Genomic DNA, 14,291 nt, shown 5'->3' on the forward strand with positions numbered 1-14,291 from the left:
GTACGAACGATTGAGGTATTGTGCCAGGCGGATTCCGGCATCCACATCGGTTCCGAGTGCAATGTCCAGTAGGGCCACTTCCGGTTGCTGGTGCAACACGATTTCCAGTGCCTCCTGGTAGGTTTCGGCCGGCCCAAGGATTTCGTGGGGATCCTCGGCAAAGTGTTCGCTTATGGAAAGCGCAATTTCTTCCCCAATGGAGGGATTGTCTTCTACGATGAGGATTTTCATACGTCTGTTTGGGTGGGTTTTGTTTCGATTTTGAAGCGAAGGCAATGGTGAATTCCCGCATCGCTTTCGGTGGTTAGTGTTGCGTCGAGGTCACGGGCAAACTTTTCGATCAACTCGGTTCCGGTACCCCTCCTTTGCTGATTCTCCGTCAAGCCGGATCCGTTATCCCGGTAGTGCAGCGTAAGAACCTGGTTTTCCTCCTGGAGTTGAATGGAGATCTGGGGATTTTGGGTATTTGCAAACGCAAATTTGCTACTATTTCGCAGCCATTCGTCCAGAAGAATTCCCAAGCTCAGGATTTGATTGACCGGAAGTACAATGTCTTCCCTGCAGTCCAGAGTAAGTTGTGTCGTACTTTTTTCCAATCGGAATAGTTCCCGGTGAAGGTCCAGCAGTCCGGTAAGGTATTCAGCCAATGGCACCTCGAGTTCGTCCTCCACGTCGTACAGATGCCGTTCCAGGGAGGCCGCCGTTTGCAGGATACGTCCTGCCAGTACCAGTTCCGACTTGGTACCGGAGTCGGTGGCTTTCCTTCGGATGGTATGGATCACGGTTTGAATCTTGGCCAGGCTATTGCTAGTGCGGTGCCGAATTTCGGTCTTTTGCATCTTAATTATGGAATTTTGTTCGCGAATCAGTTTCGATTGCTGTTTTTGGGTGTTGAGGTTCCGGTAGGTAACGACCGAAAAGAGGGTAAGCAATACCCCCACGACACCGAGCAGCAGACTGGTGGTTTGGAATTGGGCGGACTTGATTTCGAATAAATTGGCTTGTTGGGCGACTTGTTCTTTCTCAAACTCTTTTTCCCGCAGTAAATACATGTTTCCAAGCTCTTGTACCTGGATTTTTTCATTCATAAACAAATCGGTTTTCAGGCTGTCCCAAATCTTATAGGTTTGAAGTGCCCGGTCATAGCGATGGGTGATTTCGTACAGCTGCACGCGTAAGGCGGCGTTTTTGATGGCCAGTTCTTTGGTTTGGATCTCCCGGATAATTTGCGCAGCTGAATCCAAATATTCTTCACTGCGGGAGTAGTCGCCCTTTTTTAGCCAGTAGTCGGCAAAATTGTTATAGCTGATTACCATCGACTCCGGTTCATTTAATTGGCGATGGATGGAATAGGCCTCCTGTAAATACGCATAGGCGGAATCCAAAAGTGCCAGATCCAGGAAAATTTCTCCCAAATTATTGAAGGTGGAGGAAATGTCCCGCAAGTCACCCAAGGTTTTCTTTTGTTCAAGTGCCAGTTCATTGTAGTAAATACAGGAATCGAACTCGCTTTTTTGTTGAAAATTGATCGCCATGTTATTGTATACATAGGCCACACCCTCCTGGTCACCAATAGCGTTGTAAAGCGCTAGCGCCTGTCGCAGGTAATTCATGGACACATCGGGCGCATTGTTTTGCTGGTACAGCACACCGATAGAGTTATTTAAATTGGCCACTATTTTCTTATCAGAAACGTTCTTTGCCAATTCCAGGGTTGCCAAATACTGATCGAGGGCGACGGCATGGAGGCCCATTCGCTGGAAATTGAGTCCGATGCTTCTGGAGAAAGCGACCATCAGGCTGGAATCCCGGAGTCCTTCTGCATAAGCGTAGGCAAGTTTGTAGGCAGCAATACTGGCCTCGTATTCCCCGGTAAGGTTTAGTATGTATCCCCTGTCGCCATAGATTCTTCGGATGCGGTTGGAATCGCCCAGGTAAAGGGCTTGATCTAGCGCCAGATCCAATGTACGGTTAGCGGAATCAAGGGCATACGCATCAATTTGCCGGCGAACCTTCTCCAGCATACTATCCAACTCACTTCGATCGGGTAGCTGCTGCCAGGCAGAAAAAATTACCAGGGCAAGGGCAAGTACTACATACCGGGAAACGGGATGTGTTGGAAAATGGAATTTCATGGCGGTTGGTGGGTTATTTAAAAAACAATGTCAGGTATAGTGTTTTGGAAAACAACTATTTAAAGATGGGTTTTTTGTGTAAAAAATAAAAGGAAATGCGGTATAAATTCAGTTTTCTAAAATCATTTTAGCAATAGTTAGTTGATAAGTTGGGTAAAGGAAAAGGAGCTCACGAGTCAATTCTCCACCTTCACGAATTTATTTCTCAGCTTCGCGAAGTTTATACCAGTCATTTATTTTTGCCTGCGTATCTTTAACTAACGATTGAATTTGGTGTGGTGGTTTATTAGGTGTTCATTGAAAGGCTGGCATAAAAAAAAACCTGCAAGAAGTGTTGCAGGCTTTTTAGCATCGAAATTAAAACGGTTGTTGTTCAATCCGGTAGTACGGTGTAGGGACTAATTCGTGTTTAGCTTCCACCACCATTCGCTGGGTCGTCATTTGACTTGCCCCCACCTCCCGTTATTAGTTCGGTATCAGGATTTTCTCTTGGAAAACCCTCTTTGTCATCAATACCAATGAAGTCGCACGAAGCAACTAGTAACATAGGTGCAATTATCAACACCTTCCATTTGATTTTAGTCTTCATAACTTTTTAGGTTTTTAATTGAAGTTTGATTCAAATGGACCCGAGTGGGTTGACAAGAATTAGGAAGGGTCCGATTCCTATTTCCTGTCATTTCCCATAGCATCTGCGCCGATACGTTTTTAAATGGTTTGTAAACTCTGATCAGTTTTTTACGGCGTACGAAAAAATAACCAAATAGAAATATAATTTGGTTCCTGTCATAAATAACAGTATAAAAAATAATAAAAAGAAAATAATAAAAAATAATATATAGTAAAATTTTCTTTTATTAAACTATGTGCGCTTCAAAAAATTCACGCATATTGCCGGGGCCAGTAATTTTTTTTCCAGTGTAAAAATTTTTCAACAACAGAATCGGTTTTAAAAAAATAATTCAGTATTTTAAAAATAATTGCTGAATTATTCTTTATCAGGTGTAGTCTTGTTTTCAAATCGAATCCACACTCCTCATCTATGGCAGCGCTACAATACCTTAATTATGCTAGAAATCACCCATACTTAAAGGAATTAGTCAATGATGAAGAAAGACGATATGAGCCATTTTATAGGTTGGGCGAACGTGTAAAGGATAAAGTAGTGGAACTTCTTCGGATAAGGGGAAGCGGAGAAAATGAGCTATCCGAATACATTCCTTTTTTAAACAATGATCCGGGGGAGGTCAAACAAAATCATCAGACAAATTTAAAAATATTGGGGTGGCCGGATGATCAATGGCCTTTTGCGGAAGATAGCACAATACTGCGTTCGTTTTGGTATTGTTACGCTAAATTTAAATACGACGGTAAGTTTCGTTATAATAGTTTCGTAAAGTTGGATATACTTGATCTTTTAAGCCAGTTTGTTGGCTTAAGGGACTTTGAAGAGTTTGTTCGGGTCGAGTTTTCTTGTCCCGATGGGTTGGTTATAGCACTTGTGAACAACACAACTATCAAAGACGATCAAATAAAGGATAATCTTAAATTGTTACTTCTCAACTTGATTGAAAATGAAAACTTACCAATTTCGGGTAACATCAATGGCGCAGGTGGACAGCGAATTCCCAGCGCAAATACTTTTTCCGAAGCGAAGGAAATTGCAATCGAAGACAAAGCAGATTTGGTAATCTTTGTTAATGGAACCGCAGGAGATTTCGTCTCGTTGAATTGCCATGCCTTTAATGAGGTTTGGGCGCAATATCATGGAAGCTGGGAAAAAAAAATCAAGATTCACGAAATAATAAACGACGAAGATAAAGTACTACAAAAAAAAATACAGCATACCCTATACTGGTGCCTTTCTCACCTTTATTTTTTTAAAAGGAGATTACAGCTTAGCTGTGATTACCTGACAAAAGCAAAGCGACTAAAGTTGGATACGATAGAAGTTCCTTTTCGCTTGGGAGTACTACAGGACTTGCTGGAGAAACCAAACATAGCTAAAACCGAATATTTAAGACTATTAACTCAAATCGGGGTAGAGGACGCAGCTATTCAATTAAAACACCTGATCGAAACAAATGAAAATCAACCAACAAATAATGGTAATTACATCAAAATTGAAGGTAATATGATCAAATTAGATGATATTTATATCGGACTTTCTGTAGATCATGTGGAAAAAAATATGATGTATTTTGAAATCGTCAGAACAAAGCTTTTTAGCCTTCTTCGGGAAAAACTACCCCGGGATGCGTATGAAAGAACATTGAACAAGATTACAAAAAATTCTAAATTAGATGGCTTGGCGGAAAAATACAAACCTATGTTCGGAGAAGCATTTTTTGAGATGGGAATGGTATTGATTGAAAAATTTCAAAAGGGAGAAGATGTGGATTTAGATGATATTTGCAACTGTTTCGAAAAGGCAGTTTCAGTTTGTACCAAGGAGCGTATTCATACGTACTGTTTTGAATTTTTCGGGAAATTCGATTATTTGCAAAAAATTAAAAATGTAATTCTAGAAAATCACCAAAACCGATCGAATATTCTTGGTATTTATTCATTATAAATGGCGAGGTAGAAGCCAATAAACATCGCGTGGTAAAAGAAATGCGATAGGTGTCGAGAGTATTATCCAGGGAACCGCGCACTCACCTCCCCAACCACTCCTTAAACTCCGCCGTTTTTTCCGAGCTGCTGATGCATTCCTTGGCGCAGGGGGGCTGCAGGTCCAGTTTGATCCGGCTGCGGGAGTAGGCATGCATCTGCCGGATGGCGGCTACCTGTACCACAAAACTTCGGTTGACCCGGAAAAACACCTCTGGGTCCAGCCCCTCCGCTAGCTGATCCAGCGTCTCGTCCAGCACGAATTTGCTGCCCGATCGGTCGACCAGGTATACGGCCTTGTTTTCGGCAAAAAAATAGGCCACCTCTGCGATTCCAATGGACTTGATCGTGTTTCCATAGGCCAACAAAAAACGTTTCCGGTAGGGCGTTTCTCCCTTTCGGAGTTGGGCCAGCAGCGCATCCAGGGACGCTACCTGCGTCCCGGAAGCCTGTATGGATTTTAATTTTTGCAAGCTGGCTGACAGGGCGTCCTGCCCGATGGGCTTTAGCAGGTAGGCGATGCCATTGACCTGAAATGCCCGCAGGGCGTATTCATCGTAGGCGGTGGTAAAGATGACCGGGCAGCTTACCTCCACCTGCTCAAAAATTTCAAAGCCGGAGCCATCGGCCAGGTGAATGTCCAGAAAAATCAGGTCGGGTTGGTTGTTTTTGAGAAAAGCTACTGCGGCACTTACCGAATCGACCTTAGCCTGCACCCGTATTTCCGGAGCGATCTGTTGCAGCATTCGCTCCAGGCGGTCTGCCGCCAGCTTTTCGTCTTCTACAAGTAAGGTGGTGTACATGCTTGCTTAATCGGTTTCAGGGATCAGGGGAATTTCGGCACAAAAATACCCCCCTTGTTCGTAAAATTTAGCTTCTTTGTTAGCTACCAATTGCAGCCGTTGGGCGATGTTTTTCAGGCCGGTCTGTGTGGACGGGGCGGGATGGCTCCGTACCTGCAGGTTGTTCCTGACCAGCAAGGTATCTTCGATTAGTTCCAGGCGGACGACCAAGGGCTTTTCCTGTAATATCCGGTTGTGCTTGATGGCATTTTCTACCAGGTTTTGCACAATTAGGGGCGGAATGTGGTAGCGGTCCACCTGCGCATCCAGGCGGTTTTCGAAGATCAGGTGGTTGCCAAACCGGATTTTTTGCAGGTAGATATAGGATTCCACAAAGTCCATCTCCTCCCGAAGCCTGACAAAGTTTTTGCCGTTCACTTCCAATACGTAGCGGTAGATATCGGCAAATTCCTGCACAAATTGTTCCGCTTTTTCCGGATCTACCGGAATCAGGGAGGCCAGGGTGTTTAGGCTGTTAAATAGGAAATGGGGATTCACCTGGTTTTTGAGGCTTTCAAATTGCAGGCGGGCTTCCGTTTTTTTCAGCCGCTCACTTTCCAGCAGGGAGGATTTCCATAGCTCGAAGTAAAACACGGTTTCGTAGACGATGGCAATGATGGCGGTAATAAACAGCCCCATTCCTAGTATTTGGAGGTGGAAGTTTGCTTCGTAGGGGATCCAACCAATCCCGTGCAGCAAGAAGATCACCAGGCTGCCGGCAAGGACGGTGTACCCAACGGAAAGCACCGCCTGGGTGAGGATGCGCTGCCGGGTCTGCTGGATTCGCGGGTACCGTTTGCGAACCCAGCCGACCAGGCGAAAATTGCCTTCCCAAAACGCAAAGGTAAAGACACCGTTGACCAGCAACTCCTGCCAAAAGGGGGCGATGGGCTGCACCACCGTGAGCAGGAGGGACAGTCCGAGCATCAACAGGTACCGGTCAAAAGGGGCCTTTATCTTCATGTTTCGGTTGTTATGGGTGACAAGATACGCAAAGCACTTAGTTTATGCCTAAAAAGTCAACCGGTACTGCGGAATCGGAAAGATGCCAAGCTGGTAACTGTTGACAATGGACTGGGATATCGGATTGTAGGTCTGCCGAAACAGGTTTTGGTGGTTGGTGAGATTTTGTATGTCCAGTGACCATTCGTGGGTCAGGTTTTTCTTGTTTACCCGGTACACGGCCTTGAGATCGGTGCGGAAATAGTCCGGGTTTTTGACCGAAAAGGCCCGCTCTTCCTGATAGACGGCCTGGTTTTCCAGGATGCTGCGTTCCAAATCGATGGGCGTACGATACTGACCACCCGCATAGGTTAGTTTTATATCCAGGGCAAAGGTGCGGTTTGGCCCCCCGATTTCCCATTCTTTTCCAAACAGACCGTTCACTACGTACCGACTGTTAAAGGCCGTATTTCTCCAGACGCCATCGCTCCCCCGATACTGGGAATCAAATAGGGAGGCCGTGGCGAGAAAATAGGATCCTTCGGTAAATTGTTTTTCCAGGGTGAGTTCCAAGCCGTAATTGCGACCCCGGCCCCGATTGGTCAGGCTGTCCACATTCGGCAAACCAAAATCGGCGCCGGCATTGAGCAGGGAGAAGCTACTCGGAGCCATTTCTACCGGTACATCGTATACGTGTTGGTAGTAGATTTCGGACTTCAGGTGCACATCCGGGCTGAATTGATGCCGGAAGCCAGCCACCAGGTGGTGGGATTTGCTGAAATCCAGCCCTTTATTCGTTTGCAGGCTTTGCTCGTTCGGGCCTTCAGACTCGAGGAAATAGGTGGGAATGGGCTGCAATTGGCTGTGCAGGCCGTAGCCAAAACTGAAGGTATTGCGGTCATTTTGTTCAAAAGACAGACCGAACCGTGGTTCCAGCTGCCGGGCATCGTTCAACACAAAATACTGGTAGTGGAGGCCGATGTTGGCGCTGAGGCGTTGGTCCAGCCGGTGTTGCCATTGCAGGTGGGATTGGAACAAGCCGGAAGAGCCGGATGCATTGCGTAAGTCGCGGAAGCGGTCTTCCGCTGCCTGATACAGACTATCCCGCAGGTTGAATTGCAGGTGATCGTAATTCATACCGGCGCGAAAATTGTTCCGGCTGTCTACCTTGCGGTAAAGCTCGTATTGTGCCCGGAACTTGTTTAATCCAAAATGGTTGCGAAAAAGGGGACTGGGTTCCCTGTTTTCCAAACTTAGGGAATCCACACGGTTTCCCGAAAAACTGTGATCCGCCGACAACGTCACTACGCCGTAGGTCTGCGTATCGTAATACTGCCGATGGGTCAATCCGACGACGCCCATTTTTGCCCGGTTGTAAATGTTTTGGGATAGCTCTGAGTATAGATCCGTGGTACTGCTGTCTGTTTCCGATCCAAGCAGGTCGATGTTGCTCTTTCCGCCAATCGCAAAAAGAGAGAATCGCCCCATTTTGCGGGTGGGAAGATCTACTTTCATGGAAAAGTCCTGGTAATAGGGTACTGCCGCTCCTGTGCCGGCCGAAAAACCAATCTCCTGCATCAATGCAAAGGTTGAATACCGGTAATTCAGTAGGTAGGATGCACCGTTAGCGCCACCCAACGGCCCTTCGGTCCCAAGTTCCAATCCATTGAATCCCATTTGCACCAGGTGCTCCCTGCGATAGGCATTGCCTTTACGAAGGTTAAGGTCGAAGACGCCGGCCGTGGCATTTCCATAGGCGGCAGGAAAAGCACCCGTGATAAAATCACTTTTATCCAGAAGGTTGCTGTTGAGGATGCTGACCGGACCTCCGGTAGTACCCATGGCCCCAAAATGGTTGGGGTTGGGAATGTCTACCCCTTCCAATCTCCACAAAACGCCGGTGGGGGAATTGCCCCGAATGACGATGTCGTTTCGGGAATCATTCGCGCCGCTTACCCCGGCGAAGTTTTGGGCCATGCGGGCGGGATCGTTTCGGCTGCCGGCAAAGCGCTGGGTGGCCTCCATGTCAAAACCCCTTGCCGAAACGGTGGCCATTTCATTCTGGGCTTGCCTGGAGTCTCCTCCGGCCTGCACCACCACGGTTTCCATCTGTTCCAGACTTTCCTCCAATTGAATGGTGAGGACTACTTCTTTTCCGCTGGTAATGGGGATTTCGCGAAGCGTGCTGGGTTCGTATCCCAGGAAACTTACCTGTATGCTGGCCCTTCCGGCAGGAACGGCGACTAAGGTAAACCTACCCTCCAGGTCGGTGGCTGTTCCAATCAGGGGGTCGGTACCCAGGATGCGTACCGAAGCTCCCGGCAACGGAGATTGGCTGACCAGGTCCAGAACGGTTCCCCGGACGGTTTGCGTGTAGGAGGGGTTGTCTTGTGCGGTCGCCCAGTGGGATAGACCTAGCAGGATTAGCAGAAGTAACGTTTTTTGTCGCATGTCGTTTCTCAAATAGGTTCGTTAGTAGGAGAGCAAAACAATACATCCAGCCGGAAAATGGAAAATCGGGCTGGACGGATTCGAATACGTTGGGGATGAATCCGTAAATTAACCGGATGAATTTCCGATGGCGAAAAAGAAGTACGTCCGTTCGCTGCGGGTAAACCACTACCAATTATGCACCAACTTCTTTTTATTGACTGGCTGGCAGTGGCCGATTATGCTTTTCTGGTCGTGCATACCGGCTTGATCCTTTTCAATGTAGGGGGCTGGCTGAGCCCCTTTACCCGAAAAGCACACCTGGTTTGCATTTCCCTGACCCTGGCTTCCTGGGTTTTCCTGGGAATCTGGTACGGATGGGGGTACTGCCCCTGCACGGACTGGCATTGGGAAATCCTCCGCCTCCGAGGCGTGGAGGGCTTACCCAATTCCTATATTAGTTACTTGCTGGAACGTATCCTGGGCTGGCAGCCTGCGGCCAAGTTGGTGGACGGTGCCACCCTTGGCCTTGCATTGGCGGCCTTTTTTCTATCCCTGTGGCTGAATATCCGAAGACCTTCCAGTGAGTAGAATAGTCGGCGAAAATAATAAAAGATAAATTTGTCCTTAATTAATTTTTCCGTAGCTTTGTTTTATATAAAAGATAATCAAATCCTAATACCTTTTAATTATGGAACAGCTAGCAGTGGAAAAAGTAGGAGACATTGTCGCAAGGGATTTCAGAACGGCGAAAATTTTCACGGAATACGGCATTGACTTTTGTTGCGGAGGTGGCGTCAGCGTTACCGAGGCTTGTCGGAAAAAAGGGATAAATGCAGCGGATCTCGTCATCAAACTTGGGGGATTGGAAAACAGTTCGAAGGACCCGCGCTACGCCCAAATGAGTTCCGTTGAGTTGATCGCACACATTGTGAACACCCATCACCGGTACGTGGAAGAAAGCCTGCCCTCCCTGAAATGCTACCTGGATAAACTTGAGAAAGTACATGGGGAGCGTCATCCGGAGTTGGCAGAAATCAACCGGTTATTTTCCGGAGCAGCGGATGCCCTGACCGTGCACATGAAGAAAGAAGAACTGATCCTTTTTCCCTACATAGAGGCCATGGAAAAAGCCCGAAGCGAAGGGATTGCACCTCCGGATCCTCATTTTGGACACATCGAAAACCCCATTCGCATGACGGAAGACGATCATGCGGCCGAAGGAGCCCGTTTTTCCCGACTTTCGGAACTTAGTCAGGGGTACAATCCGCCGGCCGATGCTTGCCAGACCTATAAGGTAGCATTTGCCATGTTGGAGGAGTTTGAAAAAGACCTGCACGTGCACATTCATTTGGAAAACAACCTGTTGTTTCCCGCTGCCCGTGTTCTGCACGAGGGGATACAAAAAACGGAAGCAGGATCCCGTTAAAACAACCATTCGCTACAGAAAAAGTCCGGATAGTCCCGGTCTTTTTCCTTGTTTGCCCGGAATTCCTGTTGGTTTTTTCAGGGATTTTTGAAATTTTGTTTTAGTTTTAATTTCAAACCGGTACGGGGGCCCAGGCACTTGGGCCGGTTTGAAATTTCCAACTTTATTGGTGGGCATGCACCGGCGGTTTTTAGCGGTTGTTTGCTCACAAAAACAGCGTATGGGTCAACAACAAAAAATTGTGGTGGTGGGGAGTTCGAATACCGATATGGTCGTTCGCGTGAAGCGGTTTCCGGTACCGGGTGAAACCGTTCACGGAGAAGAATTCAGCATTCATCCCGGTGGGAAAGGCGCCAATCAGGCCATTGCAGCAGTGAGACTGGGCGGAGAGGTGGCCTTTGTGGCCAGATTGGGAAACGATGCCTTCGGTCACCAAACATTGGAAAACTTCAAAAACGAGGGCTTGGATATTCAGGCAGTGGCGCTGGACGAGCAATTGCCCTCCGGGGTGGCCCAGATTATGGTGGACGCTTCGGGCGAAAACACCATTGTCGTGGCCAGTGGGGCAAATCAGGGGCTCTTGCCCCAACAGCTGGAAGCCCATGCAGGGCTGCTGGAAGAAGCAGCGTTTATTTTGACGCAGTTAGAAACCCCCATGGAAACAATCGTTTACCTGGCGAATACCTACGGGGGAAAGGGCAAAAAGCTGATCCTGAACCCGGCCCCTGCCTGCGAATTGCCCGAAGCAATCTATAAAAATTTATACGCCATTGTCCCCAACGAGGAAGAGACCAAATTTCTTACCGGGATACGCGTTACGAACGAAGCGACGGCCGTACATGCCGCTGCCCATTTTCATCAAAAAGGCGTACAGGTGGTGGTCATTACCCTGGGGGCCGCGGGTGCCTTTCTTTCCACTCCCGACTATACCGGTAGCCTGGCCTCACCGGAGGTAATCCCGGTAGACAGCACGGCTGCGGGCGATACCTTTATCGGCGCAGTAGCTGCCGGACTGAGTGCTGGGATGGATTGGGTGGAGGCGGTTACTTTTGCCAACCGGGCAGCTGCCCTATCCGTGACAAAAAAAGGAGCCCAGCCCTCCATTCCCTTTTTGCAACAGGTCCGGGAATTTAACTAAAGGCTTTTTTTGGCATACACAGCCAAGCGCAAATTCAATCCGGAGAATAGGCTGAAGCGGTTCTACCTGTCGGCTGGCCTTACCTGCCGTAGATTTCATAGGCCAGACGTCCGATTTCGGCAATGATTTTTTCGGCATCTTCGATTTCCTGAAAATGCTCCACAAAAACGGAAACAACCAGGGCTCGCTTTCCGAAAATAATCCCTGCATCTCCCCGAACATAGTCCAGTGTTCCGGTTTTGTGGGCTACTTCCAGGTTTTTTGGCAGGAGAGCGGGCAAGGTTTGCCGGTCCGCGCAGGCAGTCAGTAATTGCCGGGCGGATGCTGCGGTTTCAGCAGAAACGGAAGTTGCATCAAGCAGCATCAACAAAATCCGGTTGATCTCCGCAGGGCTGGTGTAGTTTTGTTTTCCTTGTTCGATGGCAGCAAAATCCATCATTTTTCGGTTGAGCTGCGTGGCGGTAAAGCCACGTTCGTTCAGCCAGCCCTGTATCCGTTCCATCCCAAGTTTGTCGATCAGTATATTGGTGGCGGTATTGTCGCTGATCCGAATCATTTCCGTAGCCAGTGTGCGGTAGGTAAGCAGGCTTCCATCCGGCTCAAATTGCAACTCCCCGGCGCCCCCCACTTTGTCCTGATTCCGTAAGCGGTACCGATCTTCCAGGGAAAGTTCCTCTTTTTCCACTGCTTCCAGAAGCGCGAGCAGTATGGGTATTTTAATGATACTGGCAGAGGGAACCCTTTTATCCGGCTCGTATTCCGCCAGAATTTCTCCCTCCGCACCTTGGATCAGGAAGGAAAGTTCGGTGTCCGGGGCAAGTGTTTCCAGGTATTCCTGAAGCGCATCCTGCCCATTGGCAAGGAAAACAGGCCACTGCAAGACACAGATGAACAGCAGGTAGCGGACTTGTGATGGAAGCGATTTTTTCATAAGGGAAGGAGTTGCTTAAAAGCCCGTGTATTCGTAGGAAGATTGAAGTCCCAGTGGGATTCCCAGCGTCCAGTAAATCAGCAGAAAGGCGGTCCAGATCACCAGTAAATACATGGTATAGGGCAGCATGAGCGAAACCAGGGTTCCGATACCGGTGTTTTTCACGTACCGTTGGCAAAAGATCACTACCAGGGGAAAATAGGGAAGGAGGGGAGTGATGATGTTGGATACCGAATCGCCCACGCGGTAGGCGGCCTGCGTCAGGTCGGGGGAAATTCCCAGCTGCATAAGCATGGGAACAAAGATGGGGCTGATCAGGGCCCATTTGGCCGATGCCGATCCAACCAACAGGTTGACAAAAGCGCTTAGAAAGACGATCCCGACCACCGTTACCTGCGAGGGCAATTGCAGGCTTTGCAGAAAGGCCGCTCCTTTTAGCGCCGTCATGGATCCAATATTCGACTGGGAGAAGGCATCGATAAAGAGCGCGCAGAAAAAGGCCATGACGATGTACTGCGCCATGCTTCCCATGGCTTTGCTCATGGAGGCGATCACGTCGCCGGAGGATGTATAGGTGCCGGCAACGAATCCGTAGAGGATGCCCGGGATCCAAAAGACGAGGAAAATTAGCGGAACGATGGATTGCATCAAAGGAGCAGCAAAAGAGGTAATTTCTCCATCGGGGGCCCGAAGGCTGGAATCCAGCGGGTAAGCCCAGGCAACCAAACCCAGCAGGCCCAGCACCAAGACCAGGCTGGCTAGTTTAAATCCTTTTTTCTCTTTGGGACCCAATTCGTCCATTCGGGGCACGTCCGTCAGGTTTTCGTCTACGGGATTGGTGCGCAACAGCCGCGGCTCAATAACCCGGTCGGTCAGGTACCAGGCCACCCCGATCACCACCAAGCTGGAAAGACCGGTAAAGAAAATATTGTTCAAGGGGTTTAACTGAATGCCGGGATCCAGGATTTGGGCCGCAGACTGCGTGAAGGATTGCAAAAGCGGGTCGATGGCCGAGGGAATAAAATTGGCACTGAATCCACCAGAGACCCCCGCAAAGGTAGCAGCGATCCCCGCCAGCGGGTGCCGGCCAGCGGCATAGAAAATCACGCCTCCCAGGGGAATGACCAGCACGTAACCGGCATCCGCAGCCGTATGGCTGACAATGGCTACCAATACCAAAATGGGAGTGAGCAGGCTTTTTGGCGTAAATCCCAACAGGTATTTCAGACCGGCGTTGATAAAGCCGGAATATTCTGCCACACCTACGCCGAGCATCGCCAGTAGTACCACGCCTAGGGGAGGGAAATTAATGAAGGTGGGAATCATTCGCGAAAGAAACGCAGCGATACGTTCGCCGGTTAGCAGGTTTTGGATGTACAGTTTTTCGCCTGTCCGTGGGTCCAATTCGTTGAAATCGATGGGTGACAGTAATGCCGAAAAAAGCCAGGTGAGCAGCATAAGGATCAAAAATAGCACGGCAGGATCCGGTAATTTGTTGCCAGCGCGCTCAATGCTGTTGAGAAACCGGTCCAGCAGGCTGTTTTTATTCGTGGATTGTTTCATGGGTAGGTTTTTGGAAAGCTAAAAATAACACTCCACCGCTGAATTCCCGGAAAATGGCCTAAAAAATTAACGGGATGGGTCAATTCGGCAAGTAGCCGAGCCGGTTCCCCAACCCCGAAGTGGGTTGAACCACCGCTTGGACCTCGATGCTGGATTTTGCCATCCTGTCTCGGCTGCCGATCTGGGCTCGATCGCAGGGCACACGATTCAACCCCGTCCGGGGTTGGCGGCGTCGGGTGATTCGTGATCCGTGGGTTGCACCCACGGT

General features: G+C 48.7%; 11 protein-coding genes and 1 pseudogene. 4 read left to right on the forward strand and 8 right to left on the reverse strand.

Features of this window, described 5'->3' with window-relative positions; genetic code table 11:
* The 3 genes and pseudogenes from BMW71_RS23000 to BMW71_RS23010 all read right to left on the reverse strand — a co-directional run.
* Positions 1–231, reverse strand: a pseudogene (locus BMW71_RS23000) (response regulator); the annotation flags it as partial.
* Positions 228–2,135, reverse strand: coding sequence for a tetratricopeptide repeat-containing sensor histidine kinase (locus BMW71_RS23005; RefSeq protein ID WP_092178891.1), 1,908 nt, complete (start codon positions 2,133–2,135; stop codon positions 228–230). The pseudogene BMW71_RS23000 and the gene BMW71_RS23005, both read right to left, overlap by 4 nt.
* 409 nt (positions 2,136–2,544) lie before the next feature.
* Positions 2,545–2,724 (reverse strand): hypothetical protein, encoded by a 180-nt coding sequence (locus BMW71_RS23010; protein WP_092178892.1) that lies wholly within the window; start codon positions 2,722–2,724, stop codon positions 2,545–2,547.
* A 453-nt stretch (positions 2,725–3,177) separates the two neighbouring features.
* Between BMW71_RS23010 and BMW71_RS23015 the strand changes: the two genes are divergently transcribed.
* The gene (locus BMW71_RS23015) at positions 3,178–4,710 is read left to right on the forward strand and encodes a hypothetical protein (protein ID WP_092178893.1); all 1,533 of its coding nucleotides are present in this window, start codon (positions 3,178–3,180) and stop codon (positions 4,708–4,710) included.
* 82 nt (positions 4,711–4,792) lie between these two features.
* Here BMW71_RS23015 and BMW71_RS23020 read toward each other — a convergent pair whose 3' ends face one another.
* The 3 genes from BMW71_RS23020 to BMW71_RS23030 are packed head-to-tail and all read right to left on the reverse strand — an operon-like array spanning position 4,793 to position 8,983.
* Positions 4,793–5,551 carry a LytR/AlgR family response regulator transcription factor gene (locus tag BMW71_RS23020; protein WP_092178894.1) on the reverse strand — a complete coding sequence of 253 codons (759 nt, stop codon included), beginning with the start codon at positions 5,549–5,551 and terminating at the stop codon, positions 4,793–4,795.
* Positions 5,552–5,557: 6 nt separating this feature from the next.
* Positions 5,558–6,553, reverse strand: a complete 996-nt coding sequence (locus tag BMW71_RS23025) for a sensor histidine kinase (protein WP_092178895.1) — start codon at positions 6,551–6,553, stop codon at positions 5,558–5,560.
* 48 nt (positions 6,554–6,601) lie between these two features.
* Entirely contained in the window at positions 6,602–8,983 is a 2,382-nt protein-coding gene (locus BMW71_RS23030) for a TonB-dependent receptor (protein WP_092178896.1), read from the reverse strand.
* Positions 8,984–9,160: 177 nt separating this feature from the next.
* Between BMW71_RS23030 and BMW71_RS23035 the strand changes: the two genes are divergently transcribed.
* From BMW71_RS23035 to rbsK, 3 genes are all read left to right on the forward strand, one after another.
* A complete protein-coding gene (locus tag BMW71_RS23035; protein ID WP_092178897.1) occupies positions 9,161–9,553 on the forward strand; it encodes a DUF2784 domain-containing protein in 393 nt (130 codons plus the stop codon).
* Between the two features lie 100 nt (positions 9,554–9,653).
* Positions 9,654–10,391 (forward strand): iron-sulfur cluster repair di-iron protein, encoded by a 738-nt coding sequence (gene ric, locus BMW71_RS23040; protein WP_092178898.1) that lies wholly within the window; start codon positions 9,654–9,656, stop codon positions 10,389–10,391.
* A gap of 220 nt (positions 10,392–10,611) precedes the next feature.
* Complete coding sequence (gene rbsK / locus BMW71_RS23045; RefSeq protein ID WP_092178899.1) at positions 10,612–11,529, forward strand: ribokinase; 918 nt, start codon at positions 10,612–10,614, stop codon at positions 11,527–11,529.
* 79 nt (positions 11,530–11,608) lie between these two features.
* Here rbsK and BMW71_RS23050 read toward each other — a convergent pair whose 3' ends face one another.
* A complete protein-coding gene (locus tag BMW71_RS23050) occupies positions 11,609–12,460 on the reverse strand; it encodes a serine hydrolase (protein WP_092178900.1) in 852 nt (283 codons plus the stop codon).
* 15 nt (positions 12,461–12,475) lie between these two features.
* Positions 12,476–14,023, reverse strand: a complete 1,548-nt coding sequence (locus tag BMW71_RS23055) for an AbgT family transporter (protein ID WP_092178901.1) — start codon at positions 14,021–14,023, stop codon at positions 12,476–12,478.
* Positions 14,024–14,291: the final 268 nt, after the last annotated feature.

This window comes from Cyclobacterium xiamenense, assembly GCF_900109255.1.
Taxonomy (GTDB): domain Bacteria; phylum Bacteroidota; class Bacteroidia; order Cytophagales; family Cyclobacteriaceae; genus Cyclobacterium; species Cyclobacterium xiamenense.

Bases quoted from the DNA above. Each gene is read 5' to 3' on its own strand.
- BMW71_RS23005 (WP_092178891.1), bottom strand. From the start codon at position 2,135: ATGAAATTCCATTTTCCAACACATCCCGTTTCCCGGTATGTAGTACTT.
- BMW71_RS23055 (WP_092178901.1), bottom strand. From the start codon at position 14,023: ATGAAACAATCCACGAATAAAAACAGCCTGCTGGACCGGTTTCTCAAC.
- ric (WP_092178898.1), top strand. From the start codon at position 9,654: ATGGAACAGCTAGCAGTGGAAAAAGTAGGAGACATTGTCGCAAGGGAT.
- BMW71_RS23050 (WP_092178900.1), bottom strand. From the start codon at position 12,460: ATGAAAAAATCGCTTCCATCACAAGTCCGCTACCTGCTGTTCATCTGT.
- BMW71_RS23015 (WP_092178893.1), top strand. From the start codon at position 3,178: ATGGCAGCGCTACAATACCTTAATTATGCTAGAAATCACCCATACTTA.
- BMW71_RS23030 (WP_092178896.1), bottom strand. From the start codon at position 8,983: ATGCGACAAAAAACGTTACTTCTGCTAATCCTGCTAGGTCTATCCCAC.
- rbsK (WP_092178899.1), top strand. From the start codon at position 10,612: ATGGGTCAACAACAAAAAATTGTGGTGGTGGGGAGTTCGAATACCGAT.
- BMW71_RS23020 (WP_092178894.1), bottom strand. From the start codon at position 5,551: ATGTACACCACCTTACTTGTAGAAGACGAAAAGCTGGCGGCAGACCGC.
- BMW71_RS23010 (WP_092178892.1), bottom strand. From the start codon at position 2,724: ATGAAGACTAAAATCAAATGGAAGGTGTTGATAATTGCACCTATGTTA.
- BMW71_RS23025 (WP_092178895.1), bottom strand. From the start codon at position 6,553: ATGAAGATAAAGGCCCCTTTTGACCGGTACCTGTTGATGCTCGGACTG.
- BMW71_RS23035 (WP_092178897.1), top strand. From the start codon at position 9,161: ATGCACCAACTTCTTTTTATTGACTGGCTGGCAGTGGCCGATTATGCT.